Annotated in this window: 22 protein-coding genes; 10 read left to right on the top strand and 12 right to left on the bottom strand. The window is 71.0% G+C overall.

What is annotated here, in order from left to right; all coding sequences use genetic code 11:
- The first annotated feature begins 16 nt into the window (after window positions 1-16).
- Window positions 17-544: a hypothetical protein gene (locus tag KFLA_RS05890; protein ID WP_012918853.1), complete on the top strand. Its 528-nt coding sequence runs from the start codon at window positions 17-19 to the stop codon at window positions 542-544.
- Between the two features lie 158 nt (window positions 545-702).
- Here KFLA_RS05890 and KFLA_RS05885 read toward each other — a convergent pair whose 3' ends face one another.
- A complete protein-coding gene (locus tag KFLA_RS05885) occupies window positions 703-1,554 on the bottom strand; it encodes a mechanosensitive ion channel family protein (protein WP_012918852.1) in 852 nt (283 codons plus the stop codon).
- A gap of 224 nt (window positions 1,555-1,778) precedes the next feature.
- On the opposite strand from KFLA_RS05885, the gene KFLA_RS05880 reads away from it, so the two are divergent.
- Window positions 1,779-2,234: a GNAT family N-acetyltransferase gene (locus KFLA_RS05880; RefSeq protein ID WP_012918851.1), complete on the top strand. Its 456-nt coding sequence runs from the start codon at window positions 1,779-1,781 to the stop codon at window positions 2,232-2,234.
- Window positions 2,235-2,255: 21 nt separating this feature from the next.
- On the opposite strand, the gene KFLA_RS05875 is transcribed toward KFLA_RS05880, so the two are convergent.
- Window positions 2,256-3,575, bottom strand: coding sequence for a neutral zinc metallopeptidase (locus tag KFLA_RS05875; protein WP_012918850.1), 1,320 nt, complete (start codon window positions 3,573-3,575; stop codon window positions 2,256-2,258).
- 24 nt (window positions 3,576-3,599) lie between these two features.
- Complete coding sequence (locus KFLA_RS05870) at window positions 3,600-4,745, bottom strand: neutral zinc metallopeptidase (protein WP_237706737.1); 1,146 nt, start codon at window positions 4,743-4,745, stop codon at window positions 3,600-3,602.
- 272 nt (window positions 4,746-5,017) lie between these two features.
- Here KFLA_RS05870 and KFLA_RS05865 point away from each other — a divergent pair, with 272 nt between their 5' ends.
- Entirely contained in the window at window positions 5,018-5,788 is a 771-nt protein-coding gene (locus KFLA_RS05865) for an SDR family NAD(P)-dependent oxidoreductase (protein ID WP_012918848.1), read from the top strand.
- A gap of 25 nt (window positions 5,789-5,813) precedes the next feature.
- The gene (locus KFLA_RS05860; RefSeq protein ID WP_012918847.1) at window positions 5,814-6,212 is read left to right on the top strand and encodes a PPOX class F420-dependent oxidoreductase; all 399 of its coding nucleotides are present in this window, start codon (window positions 5,814-5,816) and stop codon (window positions 6,210-6,212) included.
- Between the two features lie 57 nt (window positions 6,213-6,269).
- Here KFLA_RS05860 and KFLA_RS05855 read toward each other — a convergent pair whose 3' ends face one another.
- From KFLA_RS05855 to KFLA_RS05845, 3 genes are all read right to left on the bottom strand, one after another.
- Window positions 6,270-6,716 (bottom strand): hypothetical protein, encoded by a 447-nt coding sequence (locus KFLA_RS05855; protein WP_012918846.1) that lies wholly within the window; start codon window positions 6,714-6,716, stop codon window positions 6,270-6,272.
- A gap of 108 nt (window positions 6,717-6,824) precedes the next feature.
- Complete coding sequence (locus KFLA_RS05850) at window positions 6,825-7,619, bottom strand: class I SAM-dependent methyltransferase (RefSeq protein ID WP_012918845.1); 795 nt, start codon at window positions 7,617-7,619, stop codon at window positions 6,825-6,827.
- A gap of 26 nt (window positions 7,620-7,645) precedes the next feature.
- Window positions 7,646-8,101, bottom strand: a complete 456-nt coding sequence (locus KFLA_RS05845) for a GNAT family N-acetyltransferase (RefSeq protein ID WP_012918844.1) — start codon at window positions 8,099-8,101, stop codon at window positions 7,646-7,648.
- An 88-nt stretch (window positions 8,102-8,189) separates the two neighbouring features.
- On the opposite strand from KFLA_RS05845, the gene KFLA_RS05840 reads away from it, so the two are divergent.
- On the top strand, window positions 8,190-8,927 hold the full coding sequence (locus KFLA_RS05840; protein ID WP_012918843.1) for an SAM-dependent methyltransferase: 738 nt from the start codon (window positions 8,190-8,192) through the stop codon (window positions 8,925-8,927).
- A 44-nt stretch (window positions 8,928-8,971) separates the two neighbouring features.
- Entirely contained in the window at window positions 8,972-9,394 is a 423-nt protein-coding gene (locus KFLA_RS05835; RefSeq protein WP_012918842.1) for a hypothetical protein, read from the top strand.
- A gap of 2 nt (window positions 9,395-9,396) precedes the next feature.
- Here the strand turns inward: KFLA_RS05835 and KFLA_RS05830 are convergent, their stop codons facing one another.
- From KFLA_RS05830 to KFLA_RS05815, 3 genes are read right to left on the bottom strand one after another with little or no spacing between them, the layout of a single operon-like run.
- Entirely contained in the window at window positions 9,397-10,128 is a 732-nt protein-coding gene (locus tag KFLA_RS05830; protein ID WP_083792809.1) for a class E sortase, read from the bottom strand.
- A 47-nt stretch (window positions 10,129-10,175) separates the two neighbouring features.
- Window positions 10,176-10,739 carry a molybdenum cofactor biosysynthesis protein gene (locus tag KFLA_RS05820; protein WP_012918840.1) on the bottom strand — a complete coding sequence of 188 codons (564 nt, stop codon included), beginning with the start codon at window positions 10,737-10,739 and terminating at the stop codon, window positions 10,176-10,178.
- Window positions 10,736-11,674 carry a LysR family transcriptional regulator gene (locus KFLA_RS05815; RefSeq protein ID WP_012918839.1) on the bottom strand — a complete coding sequence of 313 codons (939 nt, stop codon included), beginning with the start codon at window positions 11,672-11,674 and terminating at the stop codon, window positions 10,736-10,738. The genes KFLA_RS05820 and KFLA_RS05815 overlap by 4 nt, the downstream gene beginning before the upstream one ends.
- Before the next feature lie 85 nt (window positions 11,675-11,759).
- Here KFLA_RS05815 and KFLA_RS05810 point away from each other — a divergent pair, with 85 nt between their 5' ends.
- Window positions 11,760-12,584: an alpha/beta fold hydrolase gene (locus tag KFLA_RS05810; protein WP_012918838.1), complete on the top strand. Its 825-nt coding sequence runs from the start codon at window positions 11,760-11,762 to the stop codon at window positions 12,582-12,584.
- A gap of 367 nt (window positions 12,585-12,951) precedes the next feature.
- Here KFLA_RS05810 and KFLA_RS05805 read toward each other — a convergent pair whose 3' ends face one another.
- Complete coding sequence (locus KFLA_RS05805; RefSeq protein WP_012918837.1) at window positions 12,952-13,764, bottom strand: TrmH family RNA methyltransferase; 813 nt, start codon at window positions 13,762-13,764, stop codon at window positions 12,952-12,954.
- Window positions 13,765-13,832: 68 nt separating this feature from the next.
- Window positions 13,833-14,717, bottom strand: coding sequence for a DMT family transporter (locus KFLA_RS05800; protein ID WP_012918836.1), 885 nt, complete (start codon window positions 14,715-14,717; stop codon window positions 13,833-13,835).
- A 41-nt stretch (window positions 14,718-14,758) separates the two neighbouring features.
- On the opposite strand from KFLA_RS05800, the gene KFLA_RS05795 reads away from it, so the two are divergent.
- The gene (locus tag KFLA_RS05795; RefSeq protein WP_012918835.1) at window positions 14,759-15,256 is read left to right on the top strand and encodes a MarR family winged helix-turn-helix transcriptional regulator; all 498 of its coding nucleotides are present in this window, start codon (window positions 14,759-14,761) and stop codon (window positions 15,254-15,256) included.
- Between the two features lie 20 nt (window positions 15,257-15,276).
- Here KFLA_RS05795 and KFLA_RS05790 read toward each other — a convergent pair whose 3' ends face one another.
- Window positions 15,277-16,248 (bottom strand): phosphotransferase, encoded by a 972-nt coding sequence (locus KFLA_RS05790; protein ID WP_041289817.1) that lies wholly within the window; start codon window positions 16,246-16,248, stop codon window positions 15,277-15,279.
- A gap of 123 nt (window positions 16,249-16,371) precedes the next feature.
- On the opposite strand from KFLA_RS05790, the gene KFLA_RS05785 reads away from it, so the two are divergent.
- Both KFLA_RS05785 and lexA read left to right on the top strand, forming a co-directional pair.
- Window positions 16,372-17,127 (top strand): SDR family NAD(P)-dependent oxidoreductase, encoded by a 756-nt coding sequence (locus tag KFLA_RS05785; protein ID WP_012918833.1) that lies wholly within the window; start codon window positions 16,372-16,374, stop codon window positions 17,125-17,127.
- Window positions 17,128-17,190: 63 nt separating this feature from the next.
- A complete protein-coding gene (gene lexA, locus KFLA_RS05780; protein WP_041289167.1) occupies window positions 17,191-17,853 on the top strand; it encodes a transcriptional repressor LexA in 663 nt (220 codons plus the stop codon).
- Window positions 17,854-17,864: the final 11 nt, after the last annotated feature.

Here is a 17,864-nt window from a genome sequence, read left to right as displayed (position 1 = left end):
GTGTAATCATGATTACATGAGTACACAGGTGGAGGACGAGCGGGTCCGCGGCTGGCTGGCCGGGCGGTTGCCGCAGGAGTGGTTCGACGGGGAGCCGGAGGTGAGCATCGACCGGGACGAGATCCTGGTCGTGGGCACGATCCCGGCTCCTCAGCAGGAAGGCGAGGTCAGCGCCGCCGCGCGGTCGGCGGCCGAGGAGGGCCGGATCAAGCAGTTCCGCGAGGACACCCGCGAGCGGCGGATCGAGATCGCCCGCGAACTGGAGCACGCGACCCGGCGAAAGGTCGCCTGGGGCGTGCGATGCGGGGAGACGCGCACCGTGTTCACCTCCCTGTCCGCGCCGGTGATGACGCGACTGCGCCAGCCGGAGCGGCAGGTCCTGGACACCCTGGTCGACGCCGGCGTTGCCCGCTCACGCAGCGACGCCCTCGGCTGGTGCGTCAAGCTCGTCGCCCAACACAGCGAAACCTGGCTCAAGGACCTGCGCGAGGCGATGGAAAAGGTCGAGAACGTCCGCCGCGCAGGCCCCGACGCCCAGAGCTGACGGCGGGCCTGCGACCACCGAGCCGGGACCTCGGACAGGGAATAGCCTGTCCGAGGTCCCGGCTTGGGGTGCGAGGTCCCGGCTTGGCGTGCCAGGTCTCGGCGCGTGGCCGGGCGGGCGCGATCCGACCTGGTCGCGTCCGCCCGGGGTGCGTGAGGTCAGCGCTGGCCGTCGGACCAGGTGCCGTTGGAGCCGTTGGACCAACTGCCGGACTGCGGGGCGCCGTGGCTGGCCGGGTACTGCTCACTCGAGTGGCCACCCTGATCAGTCTGGTAGCCGTTGCCGCCCTGGTAGCCGTTGCCGGGCTGTTGGTAGCCGGTCTGGCCGCTGGTGCCGTTCGAGCGGTCGGCGGCCAACTGCGAGCCGCGGTCGAACAGCGTGCGCAGCGCCTCGCCGGCCATCTCGCGGCCCCCGAGACCGAAAGCGAGGCCGAGGGCGAGCGACAGGCCGCCGAGCACGATCAGCAGGGTGTTGCCGGTGAGCTGGACGGCGATGCCCAGCTGGGTCAGCGCGGCGAACGCGGCGTACACCAGGATCGCGTACTTGCCGACCTTGGCCAGCGTCTCGTTGCCGGTGGCACCGCGGATGATCGCGGCCAGGAAGTTCGCGAACAGCGCCGCCAGGCAGACGATCACGATCGCGGCGAAGATCCGCGGGATGTAGCCGAGCATCGCGCTCATGAAGTTCGAGATCTCCGGTACGCCGAGCGCCGAGGCGAACATCGTGAAGCCGATCAGGAACACGAACCAGAACACGACCTTGCCGAGCATCGCCGACGCGGTCAGCCCCGTCCCGGAGCGCTGCAGCACCCCGGACACGCCGGCCCGCTCCATCCACTGGTCGAAGCCGACCTTGCCGAGCAGCTTGCTGACCAGCTTGCCGAGCACCTTCGCGACCAGGTAGCCGACGGCCAGGATGACCAGGCCGCCGATCAGGTTCGGGACGAAGCCGAGAAGCTTGCCGAAAGCATCTTCGAACGGCTGGGTGAAGTCGATTGCCAGTGCGGACATCGGACATCTTCCTTCCGGACCGAGCCCGCACCGCCGCCACGCACACCGAATCCACGCGACCCCGGCCACGGGCGGATGTGGTGTCTGGTCCACCCGTGCCCGGCCGGCCCGCGCGCAAACGCCTTTCCGGTACCGCAAAGTGATTGCGTAAGGCAAGGACTGTGACGACCGGACGTTGCTGACCCGGCGCCCGAACCGGTTCAGCGCCCTGTCATCATGGCGCCATGACCGATGCCGTGATCCGCCGCGCCACCGCCGCCGACGTCGCCGGGATCGTCGCGCTGATCGCCGAGGACCAGCTCGGCGCCACCCGGGAGTCGCTCGACGACCTGACCCCGTACGACGCCGCCTTCGCCGCCCTCGACGCGGACCCGAACCAGGTCCTCGTGGTTGCCGAGAGCAACGGCGAACTGGTCGGCACGCTGCAGCTGACGATCATCCCCGGCCTGTCCCGGCGCGGTTCCTCCCGCGGCCTGGTCGAGGCCGTCCGGGTGGCCGCCTCGGCCCGCGGCACCGGTCTCGGCACCACCTTGATGCAGTGGGCCGTCGACGAGTCCCGCCGCCGCGGCTGCACCCTCGTCCAGCTCACCTCGGACAAGACCCGCACCGACGCGCACCGCTTCTACCAGCGCCTGGGCTTCACCAACAGCCACGAGGGCTTCAAGCTCCGCCTGGACTGACCCCCTTAAGGCGTACCGGCGTCAGCTCACCTTCGCGGCGGGGGCGACGAAGGTGTTGCAGGAGGCAGGGTTGGCGGTTTTGAAGGAGACGCCGGCCCACAGCCACTGGTTCTTGCGGGAGCCGTGGTCGCGCTTCTTCTTCGGGTTGTACTCGTCGCCGGAGTGCTTGGTCTGGAACTCCCAGGCGGTCAGGCGGCGACCGGTCAGGCCGAGCGCGGCCTTGTTCGCGCCGAGGAAGGCCGCGCCGAGGCAGCTCGCCTGGAGCTCCATCCGGCGGTTCTCCTCCAGCTTGGCGGGCTCGGTGGTCGCCCAGCCCTCGCGCGACCTGGACGAGATCAGGATGTTGGTGAGCATCTGCACGTGGTGCGCGTACTCGTGCGACAGCGTGCTCATGATCGCGGCCCGGCCGGACTCGGGCGCCTGCCGGAAGAGCTTCGCGTCCTGGTCACCGCGCATCGTGATGGTCTCGTCCTCGCCGCAGTAGAAGGCCAGGTTGCTCTCGCCCGTGCAGGACGTCTGGTTCTTCGCGTACAGCACCAGCTTCGGCGCGCGGAACGGGTAGCCGGCCTTGCGGACCAGCGGCTCCCAGGCCCGGTTCAGGCACGGCAGCAGGGCCCGGTAGTAGCGCAGAGCCGCGGCTTCGGAGCTCGGCTTGATCTTGGGGTCGGCGCAGTTGACGGCCGGGACCTTGCCCACGGTGTAGAGGGCGTTCTGCTTCACCCGGACGGCGTCGGGGACCGGCGTGGCGGTCACCGTCACGGTCGGCTGCGGCGGAGCCGGCAGCGGGGCGTCGGTCTGCTTGACCGACGGGCGGGCGAGCGGGTTCGCGACGGTGTCGTAGGAGTCCATCATGCGGTAGCCCGCGACGCCGGCGCCGCTCAGGGCGATCACCGCCAGCACCGCGACGGCGACGATCACCGGCTTGGAGAACTGCCGTGGCGGCTTCACCGGCACCGGATCGGCGGCGAACTGCGGCGTCCTGCGGGCCGACGACGAGCTCCAGCCGACCGGCCGGCTGCCGCCGCGCTGACGGCTTCCGGTCAGCGGCGCACTCGGTGCTCCCGGCAACGGAGCGGGCGGTGGGGCGCCGTACCCGCTCTGCCCGGGCTCGGTCGGCAGCGGCGCCGCCACGCGCGGCCGCGGCTCGCCGGCGCCGACCGGTACCGCTTTGCCCAGCCCTGTCGCCTGCCCCTTGGCACGCAGCGGCCGCGGCGTCTCGGCGCCGCCGACCTGCCCGTCGCCACCCGGCAGGAAGTGCCCAGGACCGGGCGCAACCGCGGGCGTGCTGATCTCCGGGCCCGTGGCAGGATCCGGGGTGGGCGGTGTCGGCTCGTCGGGCATGCGTCGTTCCCAGTCCTCGATGGGTCAGCTGACCTTGGCAGGGGCTGCGACGAAAGTGTTGCAGGAGCCCGGATCGGCGGATCCGAAGCCCCGCCCCATCCACAACTCGACGTTGCGGCGGGAGCCGTGGTCGCGCACCTTGTCCTTCGAGTCCTCGTCGCCGTTGTGCTTGCTGCGCCACCGGTACGACTCGAGCAGCTCGCCGCGAATCGGGAACGTGGCCTTGACCGTGCTCAGGAAGACCGAGGACAGGCAGACCGCCTGCAGCGCCTGCCGGCGGTCCTGCTCCAGCCGGGCCGCCGCGTTCGGCGCCGTGTCGCCGAGGTTCTCGGTCGCCTCGAAGATGCCGGTCAGCTCCTGCACGTGCACGCCGTACAGGTAGCCGAGCTCCTGGGCCATGTCGATCCGGGTCTGTGAGCGGTCCTTGCCGTACTTCTCCGGCAGACCCTCCCAAGGCAGCGTGACGGCGCCGCCGTCGGCCGCGCAGTACGACGGGACCTCGTGCTGGACCCCGCAGGCCGTCTCCTGGCCGTTGTCGAAGATGATCAGCCGCGGCTTACGGAACTCGTGGCCGGCCTTGCGCACGGCCGGCTCCCACGCCTTGTCCAGGCAGCCGAGCAGCGTCTGGTAGTAGGCCCGCACGTTCTCCTTGGACGTCGGCCGGTACTGCGGCTCCCGGCAGTTCGCCGGCGCCAGCTTGCCGGTCCGGTAGAGCTTGTTCTCCTTCGCCACCACGACGTCCGGGGTAGGCGCGGCGACCGGCTCGTTCCCGTCGGCGGGCTCGTCACTGGCGCGGACCGACGGCGTGCCCATCGGGTTGGCGACGAAGTCGTCGTACGCCGGCAGCAGCTTCACCGCGGCGAAAACTCCGCCGCCGACCAGGAGCAGCGCACCCGCGACCAGCCCGGACACCAACGCCTTCGAGCGCTTCTTCTCGACGTACGGGATCGGCTCCGGCTGGTACCGCGCCTTGAACGCGGCCGCGGCGGGATCGCCGGGCGGCGGCGGGCCGAGCCGCGATCCGCTCAGCTGGGGCGGTCCGGCCGGCGCCTCCGCTCCGAGCCGAGGCGTCGGCGCCGTCAACGGCGTACTGCCGGACGACGCCGGGCTCGGCGATGTGCCGGCGACCGAGGTCGCGTCGGGTCTGGCGGAAGCGGGGGGCGGGGGCACGGGCTGGTCCCCGGCGCCACCGGGCAGAAAGTGCCCAGGCTTGGGTGCTGCATCGTTCGCCATGCTGTCCCGCATCTCCCCCAGTTCGCGGCACGCGGCCGGCCCACCCACGGTGATCGGCGCGGAACCACCCCCAGTCCCGAACCGCCGCCTGATGCTACTTGCGGGCGGGCCCGACGGTGTACTGGATTGCAGTGATTGACATCGATCCGCGACCTCACGCCGCACTTCGGTACGCAGCGTGACCGCTTCCTAGCGTTACGGAGTACCGGATGAGCGTGCTGGACACTTTCGGGTTGGACGGACGCCGGGTCCTGGTGACCGGCGGCAACCGCGGTCTCGGGCGGGCGTTCGCGCTCGCGCTGGCCGAGGCCGGAGCCGACGTGGCGATCGTCGGCCGGGACGCCGGCCGCAACGACCAGGTCGTCGCCGAGATCGCCGCCCGCGGCCGGCGAGGGCTCGCCGTCACGGCCGACATCACCCGGCGCGCCGACGTGACCGCGATGGTCGACCGCGTCACCGAGCAGCTCGGCGGGATCGACGTGCTGGTGAACAACGCCGGTGTTGCGATCCACCGCCCGGCGCTCGAGGTCCCCGACGACGAGTGGCAGCAAGTGATCGACCTGAACCTGACCGCGCTGTGGAACACCAGTACGGCCGTTGCCCGCGGCATGATCACGGCAGGCAACGGCGGGGTGATCGTCAACGTGGGCAGCATGTCCGCGCAGATCGTGAACCGGCCGCAGTGGCAGGCGTCGTACAACGCGTCGAAGGCGGCCGTGCACCACCTGACCCGCAGCCTCGCCGCGGAGTGGGCGCCGTACGACATCCGGGTGAACGCGATCGCTCCCGGCTACGTGAAGACCGACATGGCGCCGGTCGACCGGCCCGAGTTCCGGCAGCACTGGATCCTGGACGCACCGCAGCAGCGCTACGCCACCCCCGAGGAGATCGCGCCGTCCGTGGTCTACCTGGCCAGCCGGGCCTCGGCGTTCATGACCGGCTCGGTCCTGCTCATCGACGGCGGCTACTCGGTGTACTGACTGGAGCTCGCCCTAGCATGGCGGCATGGTGTTGAACGACGCGGTGCGCGAGTTGCTGGATGGCAAGAACCCGGCGGTGCTGACGACGCTCAACCCGGACGGCAGTCCGCAGAGCTCGGTCGTCTGGGTCGGCCGCGAAGGCGATCAGGTCGTCATCTCGAGCACCGGGGGGCTCCGCAAGGTGCAGAACCTGCTGCGCGATCCCCGCGCGAGTCTGCTGGTGATCGACCCGGCCGACTCCGGCCGGTACGCCGAGCTCCGCGGCACGGTGCAGGTCGCCGAGGACGCCGGCCGGGAGGTCGCCATCCGGCTCGCCGAGCACTACGAGGGCGACGGAGCCGGCCAGGAGTACGCCGACCTGCCGGCCGAGGTGCAGCGCGTGGTCCTGCGCCTGACCCCGACGAAGGTCCACGCCCACACCTGATCCACCGGTGTCACTCCACCCGGCCGACGGCCAGCTGAAGGAGGCCGCAGGCAGCGGTCAGACCCGCCGCCAGTTGTCCTCCCCAGCGGCGCACTCCCCGCGCCAGACCCAGCTGGTGACGATCTCCCCCACGCCGATCCGGGCGGCGGTGGTGCCGCCGGTCCCCTGGGTGAAGTTGGCGGGACCGTAATGCAGGCAGATCCGCCACCGCGCCCCGTTCAGGCTGGTGGTGAGGGTGATGTGGTCGGCACCGGGGTAGCGATCCCCGTTGTTCCAGACCCAGGCACCGCGTTCCCCCGGGTGGAGCAAACCGCTGAGGTTGCCGTCGTCCTGGTACTTGAGCGTGCTGGTGCCGTTGGCGTTGGTCCAGTAGAAGCAGGTGTTTCCGGCAAGGCAGGACGCCGCGCTGGCCGGTGGTGCCGTCACGATTCCACCGACGGCCGTCAGTGCCAGTACGGCGCCCAGCCCTGCGAGAGCGCGTCGGGTACGGAGTCTTGCTGACATGGGTCCTCCTGAATGACGGGCGAGTGCTCCAAAGAGCGGTCGCACAGCACTCAAGGCGAAGCCGCTTTCAAACGGCTTTCACGGATCCGGGTCGGCCGGCCCGCGGTGTCAGCCGACCCGGCCGATGGCCAGGTAGTGGAGGCTGGTGGCGATCATCGCCGGGTCGGACTCGACCAGGCGCGCCAGCGTGATCGCGGCCGGCATCAGACGCGGGACGTCGGACGGAGCGGCGTTCTCCAGCGTGTGCGCGGCCGGGCCCTCGACCCCGAGCACGAAGACCTCGTTCAGGCCGGCGTCGTCGAGCTCGGCGCCGAGTTCGTCCGCGTGGTGGAAGTACGCCGTGGTGAAGCCGTTCGGGTCGTCGTGGTGCAGGCCGGTCGCCAGCACGTCGACGAACGAGCCGAGGTTGTCCTCGGACAGCTGTCCGTTGTTGCCGCACTCCAGCAGACCGGCGTACCGACTGATGCCGACGGCAACCACCAGTCCGCCGCGCCGGGTGACGCGACCCGCCTCACGCAACGCCTGCAGCCGATCGGCCCGATCCACCAAGTGGTACAGCGGACCCAGCAGCAGCGTCGCCCCCACGCTGTTGTCAGCTTGCGCCAGCTCGCGCGCATCGCCGAGCGAGGCCGTGAACCCGCCGGCGGCTGCGGCCACCGCCACGTGCTCCTCCAGCGGATCGACCAGCTCCACCTCGTAGCCGTCGGCGGCCAGCCAGCGGGCATGCACGCCCGTCGCCCCGCCGACGTCGAGCACCCGGGCCGGTGCCGGCGGCAGGTACCGCCGGATCAGTTCCTGCGTGCGGAGGAACTCCAGCTGACCGTGCCCGCTGCGCGCCAACCGGTCGTGCTCGACGTACCGGTCGCGGTAGAAGCTGCGGATCAGCGGATCGAGTGGCGTCATCCACTCATGATGGTCAGCCCGACTGGTCAGGACACCTGGTTTTCTCCGCCGGGCAGGGCGAGCACGAACTCCGCGTCGCCGTACTGGTTGGTGCCCAGGTCGGTGAAGCCGGCGGCACGCAGTACCTTCGCGCAGGCCTCGTTGGCGGGTTCGACCTCGGCGTGGACCGAGGCGGCGCCGTGCTCGCGAGCAAGGTCGACGAGCAGCGCCAGGGCCGCGTGGCCGAGCCCGCGCCCTCGATACGCCGGCGCCAGGTAGTACATGATCTCCGCCTCCCCGTCGAGGATCTCCAGGTCGACGAAACCGATCGGTTCGTCGCCGTCGCGGACCAGTCCGCCGGCCCGGGTGGGGGCCTCGAGCAACGGTGCCCACCTGGTCACGGCCTGGCCGTAGAACTCGAGCACGGCGCCGCCGGCCGGGTCGTCGGCCGTCCACCGCTCGACCAGTCGCAGCCCTTCGGCATCCATCGGCTCCACCCGCATGCGACGACTCTGCCGCGCGCCGCGACAGTTGTCGACCCCCGGTGAAACCCCCTTGCGAGGCACCTGGTGGACCGGGTTGGCTGTGCCGATGCAGTGGATGCAGCGGGCGGAGTACCCGCTCTCGTCGAAGTACGACCCGGAGTGGGTGCTTGCCAACGACATGGGACCGCACCCGCTCTGGCTGCTGGAGGACCTGGCCCGCGACCTGGACCTGCGGCCCGGCATGCGGGTGCTCGATCTGGGCTCCGGCAAGGGCGTGACCAGTGTGTTCCTGGCCAAGGAGTACGGCGCCCAGGTGTGGGCCGCCGACCTGTGGATCGACCCGACCGACGCCGCCGCCAACTTCACCGGCCTCGACATCACCGCGCTCAAGGCGGAGGCGCACGCGCTGCCGTTCGCCCGCGAGTTCTTCGACGCGATCGTCTGCATCGACGCCTACGAGTACTTCGGCACCGCCGACAACTACCTCGCCTACCTCACCTCCTTCCTCCGGCCGGGTGGTCAGCTCGGCGTCGCCACCCCCGCGCTGCGCCGGGAGATCCGCGAACTCGGCCACATCCCCGAGCACATCAAGAAGCTGGTCGGCTGGGAGGCGATCGCCTGGCACACCGCCGACTGGTGGCGGTTCCACTGGGAGATCACCGAGCTGGTCGAGGTCACCTCGGCCCGGCTGCAGGAAACCGGCTGGCAGGACTGGCTGACCTGGTCGCGGGCCGTCAGCGAGCACCGCGGCACGACCGACGACTCGCTCGCGATGCTGGAGCAGGACCAGGGCGAGTACCTCACCTTCGCCCTGCTCACCGCCCGCAAACCCGGCGGCAGCTGACCCCCGTGCCGGCCGGGCCGGGCCGGCACGGGATGCTTGGGGGCATGAGCTGGGCTATCTACGCGATGCGAGGGCCGGGCGGCGTGCGCCGGCTGGACGAGATTCCGGAGGGCTACGCACCGCCTTCACTGGGGACCGCGGACGAGGTGGTCGCGATGGTCCGCGAGGTGGTGCCGGCCGTCGACGCCACCAAGAAGTCCTGGCTGGTGCTGCGCAGCGACGACTACGACGTGGAGCTGTCGATCGGCAAGGGGGTCGACGTGCACGACGTCACCTTCTACCTGAACGACGGCCCGCGCTCGATCCCGGTGGTGATGGAGATTAGCCGCCGCCTCGGCGCCACGCCGTACGACACCGAGTCCGGCGACTTCCTCACCGAGGAGTCCCGGCCACCGGTGCCGCCGCCGCTCACCGAGGAAGAGATCAAGGCCAACAAACCGAAGTGGTGGAAGTTCGGCCGGGCCTGAGCTCAGCGCGCGGGGCGGGTGGCGACCAGGGTGCCGATCTTGTTGATGCGGTGCTCGGGGTTGCCGAGTGCGTCCTTCCAGTAGTTGCCCTGGGCGTGGTCCTCGGGGGTGGCGCAGGTGCTGAGCGTGATCATCGCGCGGGCCGGGACCACGCCGGGACGGCCCGGGACGGCGGCGTTCTGCTTGGCCAGGTCGGCCGGTTTCCGGAACGAGATGGTCATCGTCTGCTGGATCACGTAGTCGTAGACCGTGCCGCCGGCCGTCACCAGCACGTGGTCGCCGGGATCCAGGGCGGGGATTCGCCCGAACGGGCGGCCGTGGGTGGTGCGGTGGGCGGTGACGATGAAGTTGCCGATCTCGCCGGGGCCGACGCCGCCGCGCGGGCCGCGGGGTGATGCGGCGACGCCACGGTTCTGGATGACCGTGCCCGGCCGGTCGTCGGCGGTGCCGTTGTAGGCGACCACTCGCAGGCTGCTGATGCGGAGGGCTGGGATGGCCAGTCGCTGCACGGTTGAGGCGCGTGCCGGAGGCGGTGCCTGAGTGGTCGGCCTGGCCGACGGCGTGGTGGGCCGACTGGTCGACGCGCTGGGGCCGGTGGACGGAGCGGGCGGCGTACTGGGGGCGGGCGTGGTGAGGGGTGCGGTCGGCGGCGTACCGGCCGAGTCCTCGGTGACCTCCGAGCACCCGGTCAGCACCCCCGTCAGCAGCACTGCAGCCACCAACCGCCTCACCATGTCAGCAAGGTAGACCCACCGACCGAAAACCACCCGAAAACGCCAGGTCAGCCGAGCAGTTCCAGCCTCGCCGGGCCCAGGCTGAGCTGACCGTCGTCCAGCGGTTCGCAACGGATCCCACCCCGTCCGCGCAGCCCCTTGAACGCTCCGGCACCGAGGACGCTGTCCATCCACGCACACGGATTCGCCGGCCGGTGCGCCTGGAACCGCACCGGCCCGGCACCCGAGTCGAGCGCGAACCGCGCGCCGTCCACCCGCTCCCCCGACGGCAGCCTGCGCGCGGCCAGCTCGTCGACCGGGAACCCCCGCAGTACGACGTTGCGGCGGAGCAGGTGCGGATCAGGCCCCTCCGGCCACCCCAGCTCACCAGTCAGCGCGTCCAGGGCCTCCGCGGCGAAGAACGTCACCGCCCCCTTCCGGTGCACGGCCTGGTTGAAGTAGCGGTCGCCGACCAGCCCCAGTCCGGCCCGGACGCTGACCCGGTCGACCACTCCGTCCAGCGGATCGGCCCGCGGTCCGTCCGCCGGTCTGCCCTCGTAGGCGTGGACCGGTGACACCAGCAGGGCGACGATCTCCACCCGTACGATGCCGGGCCCGTCGTACGGCGTCACCCGTCCGCCTCGGGTCGCGGCAACCACGCGTCGGCCGGACCGCCGAGCCAACTGTTGGCCGCAGCCAGCCGATCGACTGCGGCGTGGAGGGCAATCAGGCCCGGGTGATCGCTGTTACGCCGCCAGTGCATCGCCCACGGATACAGCGGCACCGGATCGACCACCGGGCGCAGTACGGAACCCGGCACCTCCGGCTGGGTGCTCAACGCGAGGATCGGCGCGTTGCGGTCGTGCAGGTGTTTGGCGAGCTCGTCAGCGCCGAGCACATGCGGGTGAGCGCCGCCCACCTCAACCCCGAACGGCGCCAGGAGCTGCAGTACGGCGTGCTCCCAGCCCGGCGTCACGTGATCACCAGCACGGAAGCACACCCCGGCACTGTGCAGCTGAGCCAGCGGTACGGCGTCCAGCTCTGCCAGCGGGTGCTCCGCAGGTAGCAAGACCGCCAGAGGTTCCCGGCGAACCTCACGCCCTTCCAGCTCGGCATAGGTCTCGGTGACCCTTCCGAAGCTCACGTCGAGCCGCTCGGCCAGCAGGTGTGGCACTGCTGCTTCTCCACCGGTGTGGAACCGGGCGAAGAACTCGATCCCGGGCGCGAGCCGTCGAGCCTCGGCCAGCACCAGCGACGGAGTCAGACCGGGCCCGACCACGTCAACCGTCAGCGAGCGTCCCTCGCCGCGCAGCTCACGCACAGTCGAGTCATGCAGGGCCAGCAGCTGCCGCGCCCGGTCCAGCAGCGTCAGGCCGGCCGGAGTGAGGGTGACCCGGCGGGTGGTCCGGTCGAGCAGTCGTACTCCGGCGCGCTCCTCCAGCCGCTGGATGTCCCGGCTGAGCGCCTGCTGCGCGACGAACAGCTTCTGCGCGGCCCGGCTGAAGTGCAGCTCCTCCGCCACGACGACGAAGTACCGCAGCAGCCGGATCTCCAGGTCGTCGGGCATGTCCCCTTGTTAACACACCTGGCGTGTTGATCGGCGGCCAAGAGGTGTTGGAGTCTCGCCGGGTGCCTGCGGGATCGTCGATGGCATGACAACGATCACGCAGACCTCGCTCACCGTTCCCGGTGCCACCCTGTACTACGAACTGCGGGGCAGCGGGCCCCTCGTCGTCCTGGCCGGAGCGCCGATGGACGCCGACTCGTTCGCGCCCCTGGCCGAGCTGCTCGCCGCCGACCACACCGTGCTCACCACCGACCCGCGCGCGATCAACCGGAGCCAGGTCGAGGACCGCGACCAGGACTCGACACCGGCCCAGCGCGCCGACGACCTGTCCCGGCTGATCGCGCACGTCGACGCCGGACCGGCGGTGGTGTTCGGCTCCAGCGGCGGCGCGGTCTCGGCGCTCGCGCTCGCCCAGGCCCATCCCGAGCAGCTCACCGCGGTGATCGCGCACGAGCCGCCGGTCGTCGGCCTGCTCGACGACGCCGCGACGGTGCACGCCGGAACCGATCAGCTGTGCGCGACCTACCTGGCCGGCGACGTGCTCGGTGCCTGGCGGATGTTCTTCGCGCAGGCGAACCTGGCCATCCCGGACGAGGCGCTGGCGATGATGTTCGGCGGCGACCGGGACCCGCGGGCCGTAGCGGACGAGCGGTTCTGGTTCGAGCACGAGCTGCGGCCGAGCACCCACTGGATGCCCGACCCCGCCGTACTGCGGTCTGCCGGGATCCAGGTGCTGGTCGGCATCGGGCAGGAGTCGTCGGGACAGCTCTGCGACCACACCTCCCGGCGGCTCGCTGCAGCGCTCGGCGTACAACCGACGCTGTTCCCCGGCGACCACACCGGTTTCGCCGAGGGGCCCGAGGCGTTCGCGGTGGTTCTGCGTGACGTACTGCGCCGAATCCACGCCTAGGTCACCCGCTTTCCGCTACCGAGCGTGACAGTAGCGATCTCGGCGCGCCTCGGTGACGTGGGCCGGTTCCCGGGTGACAGTGGTGGGGATGACCATCGTCGACCAGGCACCCGCCGCGCGGGTCGTGTGCAAACCGTGGTGCAGTCCCAAGCACTACCGGTTTTGCGGCGGCCCGTGCTGCCCGCACCTGCACAGGATTCCGTCGCTCACCCCAGACGGCAAAGACGCCGGCCGAGACCCGGCCCGCCGAACTGGCCGCACTCGTACCGGCGTCTGAAATCCACCGTTGAGGTGTTGCACCCCGCTTGGTACCCGACGGCCCGAATCGCATGCGCCGTCAACACTGTGATCTGGACCACTCAGGGGTTCAGCGCCGGTTGGCGACCTCGAACGCCACCACGGCCGCCGCGACCGCGACGTTGAGCGACTCCACTCCGTTGTGCAGCGGGATCCGCAGGTCGGTGTCGGTGGTGACCGAGATGCCGTGCGTCTCGCCACCGAGCACGAACACCGCCCGCGGCGCCAGCTCGGTCCGGAACAGCGAGCGCTGGGAACGGGCCGACAGCCCGTAGATCTCGTACCCGGCGGCCCGCAGCGCGTCCACCGCACCCTTCGCGGTCGGCGCGTTCACGATCGGCGCCTGGAACGCGACCCCGGCCGAGGCCTTGATCACCAGCGGCCCGACGTGCGGCGTACCGGCCCGGGGCAGGATCACACCGTCGAAGCCCGCGCCGGTGGCGGTGCGCAGGATCATGCCGACGTTGCCGGGATTCGTCACGCCGTCGAGCAGGAACACCTTGGTCGGCCGCCGGCCGCGCTGGCGCAGGAAGTTCGGCAGCGGCGTCATCCGGGGCGCGTCGACGTCGGCGACCACGCCCTGGTCCTGCTTGCCGTTGCCGGCCAGCCACTTCACCCGGGTCGAGGAAGCCCGCTCGACCGGCGTCCCGAGCCGGCGCGCGGCGGCCAGGATCTCGTCCAGCGAGCCACCGCCCGCGTTGTCCGCGACCACGACTTTCGCCACCGACAGGGCGGGGTCGTTCAGCGCCTCCAGCACCGGCTTGCGGCCGTAGATCGTGATCCACTTGTCCCGCGGCGACAGCTCGGCCCGGTCGGCACCTGACTGGTCGCGGGCACCGCCGCCTGCTCGGTTCCCTGCTGCACCACCTGTCCGCCGACTCACCGCGCCACCCTACTGCGGACCAGCGAGACGGTCCGTCAGCTGGGTACGGTCCCGGCACCCGCATCGCGTCAGCTGACCGGCTCCGGAACGGTGCCCCGGCGTGGTGCCCGGCGTGGTCGGCTCATCGTGATCCCGCCCAGCACCAGGACCAGCCCCACGACCTGTCCGAAGCTGAGGCGATCACCGGACAGTGTGGTGCCCAGCAGCACGCCGGTGACCGGGTTCAGCAGCCCGACCAGCCCGACCGTCGCCGCGTCGAGATGCCGCAGCCCGGTGAACCAGGCCAGGTACGCCGCCGCGGTCGCCACCAGCCCGACGTACGCGAAGCCGGCGACGGCCTGGGCGTCCAGCGACGGCGGTGCTCCCTCGACCACGATCGCGACCGGGACGAGCACCAAGCCGCCGGCGACCAACTGCCAGGCGGTGGTGGCGATCAGCTCGCCGCCCGATCCCCACTTCTTCGCCAGCACGTAGCCGCACGACGACATCGTCAGCGCCGCCAGCGAGGCCAGTACCCCGCCGGCATTCACCCGCTCCACCCCGCCGCCGAGCATCAGGCAGACGCCCGCGATGCCCGCACCGGCGCCGAGCAGCACCCGTGGCGCCGGCCGCGCGCCGAGCAGCATCCAGGCGAACAACGCCATCGTCAGCGGCGTCGCCGACATGATCGTCGAGGCCACACTGACCGGCAGCAGCTGCGACGCGACGTAGATCAGCGCGAAGAACGCCCCCATGTTGCAGATCCCCAGCACCACCGACCGCCACCACCAGGCGCCGCGCGGCCTGCTCCGGGCGAAGGCCAGCAGCAACAGACCCGCCGGCAGCGCGCGCAGCACCGCGCCGTACAGCGGGTGACCGGACGGCAGGTACTCGTGGGTGACGAAGTAGTTGGTGCCCCAGGCAACCGGTGCGATCGCCGTCACCAGCAACCACCGACGGCGATTGTCTTCCATGGAAACTACTATATCTTCCCCGGAAGAGATAGGCTGACGCGGTGACCGAGGACCACGTCGACCGGATCCAGGCCGCCTGGCACACCGAGCGCCCCGACCTGGACGTAAGCCCGCAGGGAGTGATCGGCCGGCTGCACCGGATCGCGGCGCACCTGACCGCGGAGCTGGCCGTCGGCTACGCGAAGTACGGGCTGTCCGAGGGTGAGTTCGACGTGCTGGCCGCGCTCCGCCGCGCCGGTACGCCGTACGAGCGGGCGCCCGGCGAGATCGCGCTGCACACGATGGTCACCACCGGCGCGGTGAGCAAAAGGGTCGACCGGCTCGAGCAGGCCGGGCTGGTCCGCCGGCTGCGCAGCAGCACCGACGGCCGCGGCCGGATGGTCCGGCTCACCCCGGCCGGCAAACGCCTGATCGACAAGGCTTTCACCGCCCACATGGCCAACGAGCAACGCCTCCTGGCCGCCCTCAGCGCGTCGGAGTCGGAGCAGCTGGAAGCCCTGCTCACAACCTGGCTGGCCGCCCTGGAACCGCCCGACTGACTTCTTCGCCGCTCGAGCTGTCAGAGCGCTTTCGCCCAGCCGGCCGGGTCGTCGCCGGTCGGCACGGCTTGGATTCCCACCCACAGGGCCAGGGTTTCCAGCCAGGCATGTTCGGCCGGGCTGAGTCGGCGCACCGACTCGTAGCCGGCCAGGAAAGTACGCCGTACGCCGGGTGCTGTCGGCTTCCACTCGGTGAACAGGGTGCTGAGGTAGACGAACGCCTTCGCCAGGTCGTGCACCGGGTGCTGCCGGGCGATCTCGTCGAAGTCCAGGATGCCGACCACGGCGGAGTCGCGGGTCAGCAGGTTGGCGGCCCGGTAGTCGTTGTGCACCAGTTGCTCGCGGGTATCGAGCGGCGGCAACGCGGCCACCGCCGCGGCCAACCGCTGAGAGGCCGCAAGCGTCACCCCACGATCGTCCGTCGCCAACCACTTCGTCAGCCGCTCGCGCAGATCCTCGCCCGAGTCACCGGTTGCGCCGTGGCTGACCGCCGGGTCGGCGTCGGCGTACTCCGCCAGCGCGTGGTGCAAGCTCGCGAGGCACGCGCCGGCCGCGTGCACCGCCGCCTCGTCGCCGACGTCGAGCCAGTCCCCGTCGATCTCCGGCAGCACCGCCACCGACAACTTCCCCGACGGACCACCGAGCACCACCCGAGTCCGGCCGTCGACCGCCGGCACCGGCGCCGCCACCGGAACCCCGCGCGCAGCCAGTGCCCCCAGCAGCCGAGCCGATGCCGCGAGCTCCTCGAACCTCTGCTCGGCCCGCGACCACTTCACCACCAACCGGCCTTGCTCGGTCCGCATCCAGACGATCGCGTTGGCATCACTGATCACCACCCGGTCGCACCCCTCGACCGCGATCCCCCAGACCTCGGCGAGCACCTCCGCCACCCAGTCCGACGCCCCGTCGAACCCCAGGAGCCCGAACCGCTCCCGCAGCGCCCCTTCCGGCTCGACCGGCTCCCACAACATCGACAATCCCGACGGCAACATCACCACAACTTACAAGTGGAGAGAATCAGGCAAGAGTCGAAGAGAATCCGTCTACTGATCCGACACGCCACAGCATCTACTGGAAGCAGCAACACTCACCCAGACGAAGGCGGAAGCACGATCATGCAAATCGCGATTATCACCGGCGCAAGTTCCGGCATCGGCCGCAGTACCGCTGTCCAGCTCGGCCGGCGCGGCGTGGCGGTCATCCTCACCTACCACGGCAACCAGCAGGGCGGCCTCGAGACGGCCGCGCAGATCGAGCAGGCCGGTGGCCGGGCCGTCGCCCTGCCGCTCGACGTCGGCCGCAGCGAGACCTTCCCCGCGTTCGTGCACGCCGTCCGCTCGGCCCTGACCGGCTGGGACCGGACCACGTTCGACCAGCTGGTGAACAACGCCGGCATCGCGGCGGCGGCGCCGTTCGAGGACACCAGCGAGGAGTTGTTCGACCAGCTGCTGCGCGTGCAGTTCAAGGGACCGTACTTCCTCACGCAGCGGCTCCTGCCGCTGCTGGCCGACGGCGGCGCGATCGTCAACACCACCAGCAACTCCGCCCTGCCCAGTGGCCTGACGCCCGGATACTCGGCGTACGGCAGCCTGAAGGGCGCGCTGATGGTGCTCACCAGCTACCTCGCCAAGGAGCTCAGCCCGCGCGGGATCCGGGTCAACTCGGTGGCTCCCGGCGCGACCAGGACGCGGCTCGGCGGCGACGCGTTCGACAAGTACCCCGAGGTGATCGCGCCGCTCGCGGCCAGGACCGCCCTGGGCCGGATCGGCGAGCCCGACGACATCGGCCGGTTCGTCGCGGCGCTGCTGTCCGAGGACGGTGCCTGGGTCACCGGCCAGAACATCGAGGTCTCCGGCGGCTTCGGACTCTGATCCGGCCGGTCCCAGGCGGTGCGGTGCCGGGAACTGGGGGTGGCTGCCTCTACGATTCCGCGAGTGACCAGCTACGACACCCTTGACCCGTTCGAGCACCTGGACGCCTCCTCGCTGCCGGAGCGCCAGCAGCGCATCCTGGTCGCGATCCGGGACTGGGTCGTGCGGCACGGCTACTCCCCGAGCACCCGGCAGATCGGCGAGGCGGTCGGGCTGCGCTCGGCGTCGTCGGTCTCGCGGCACCTGGCCAGCCTGGAGGAGAAGGGCTTCCTGCAGCGCGGGGCGTCCATGTCGCGGCAGCTCGACGTCCGGCTGTTCCTGCAGGACACCGCGTCCCGAGCGGTGGCCGACGACTCGGTCTCCGTCCCGGTCGTCGGCGACATCGCCGCCGGTACGCCGATCTCGGCCGTCGAGCACCTCGACGACCAGCTCACCCTGCCCCGCGGCCTGACCGGGCGGGGCACCGTCTTCGGTCTGCGGGTGCGCGGCGAGTCGATGATCGACGCCGCGATCTGCGACGGCGACATCGTCGTGGTCCGCCAGCAGAGCGAGGCGCACTCCGGCCAGATCGTCGCCGCGATGATCGACGACGAGGCGACCGTCAAGGTCTACCGGCGCCGCAACGGGCACGTGTACCTCGAGCCGCGCAACCCCGACTACGAGGTCATCGACGGCGACCGTGCCGTCGTGCTCGGCGTCGTGGTGTCGGTCCTGCGCAGCGTCTGACCCGGCAGAGC

It is taken from the genome of Kribbella flavida DSM 17836 (assembly GCF_000024345.1).
In the GTDB taxonomy this organism is placed as follows: domain Bacteria; phylum Actinomycetota; class Actinomycetes; order Propionibacteriales; family Kribbellaceae; genus Kribbella; species Kribbella flavida.
This window is presented reverse-complemented; position numbering and strand designations above follow the sequence as displayed.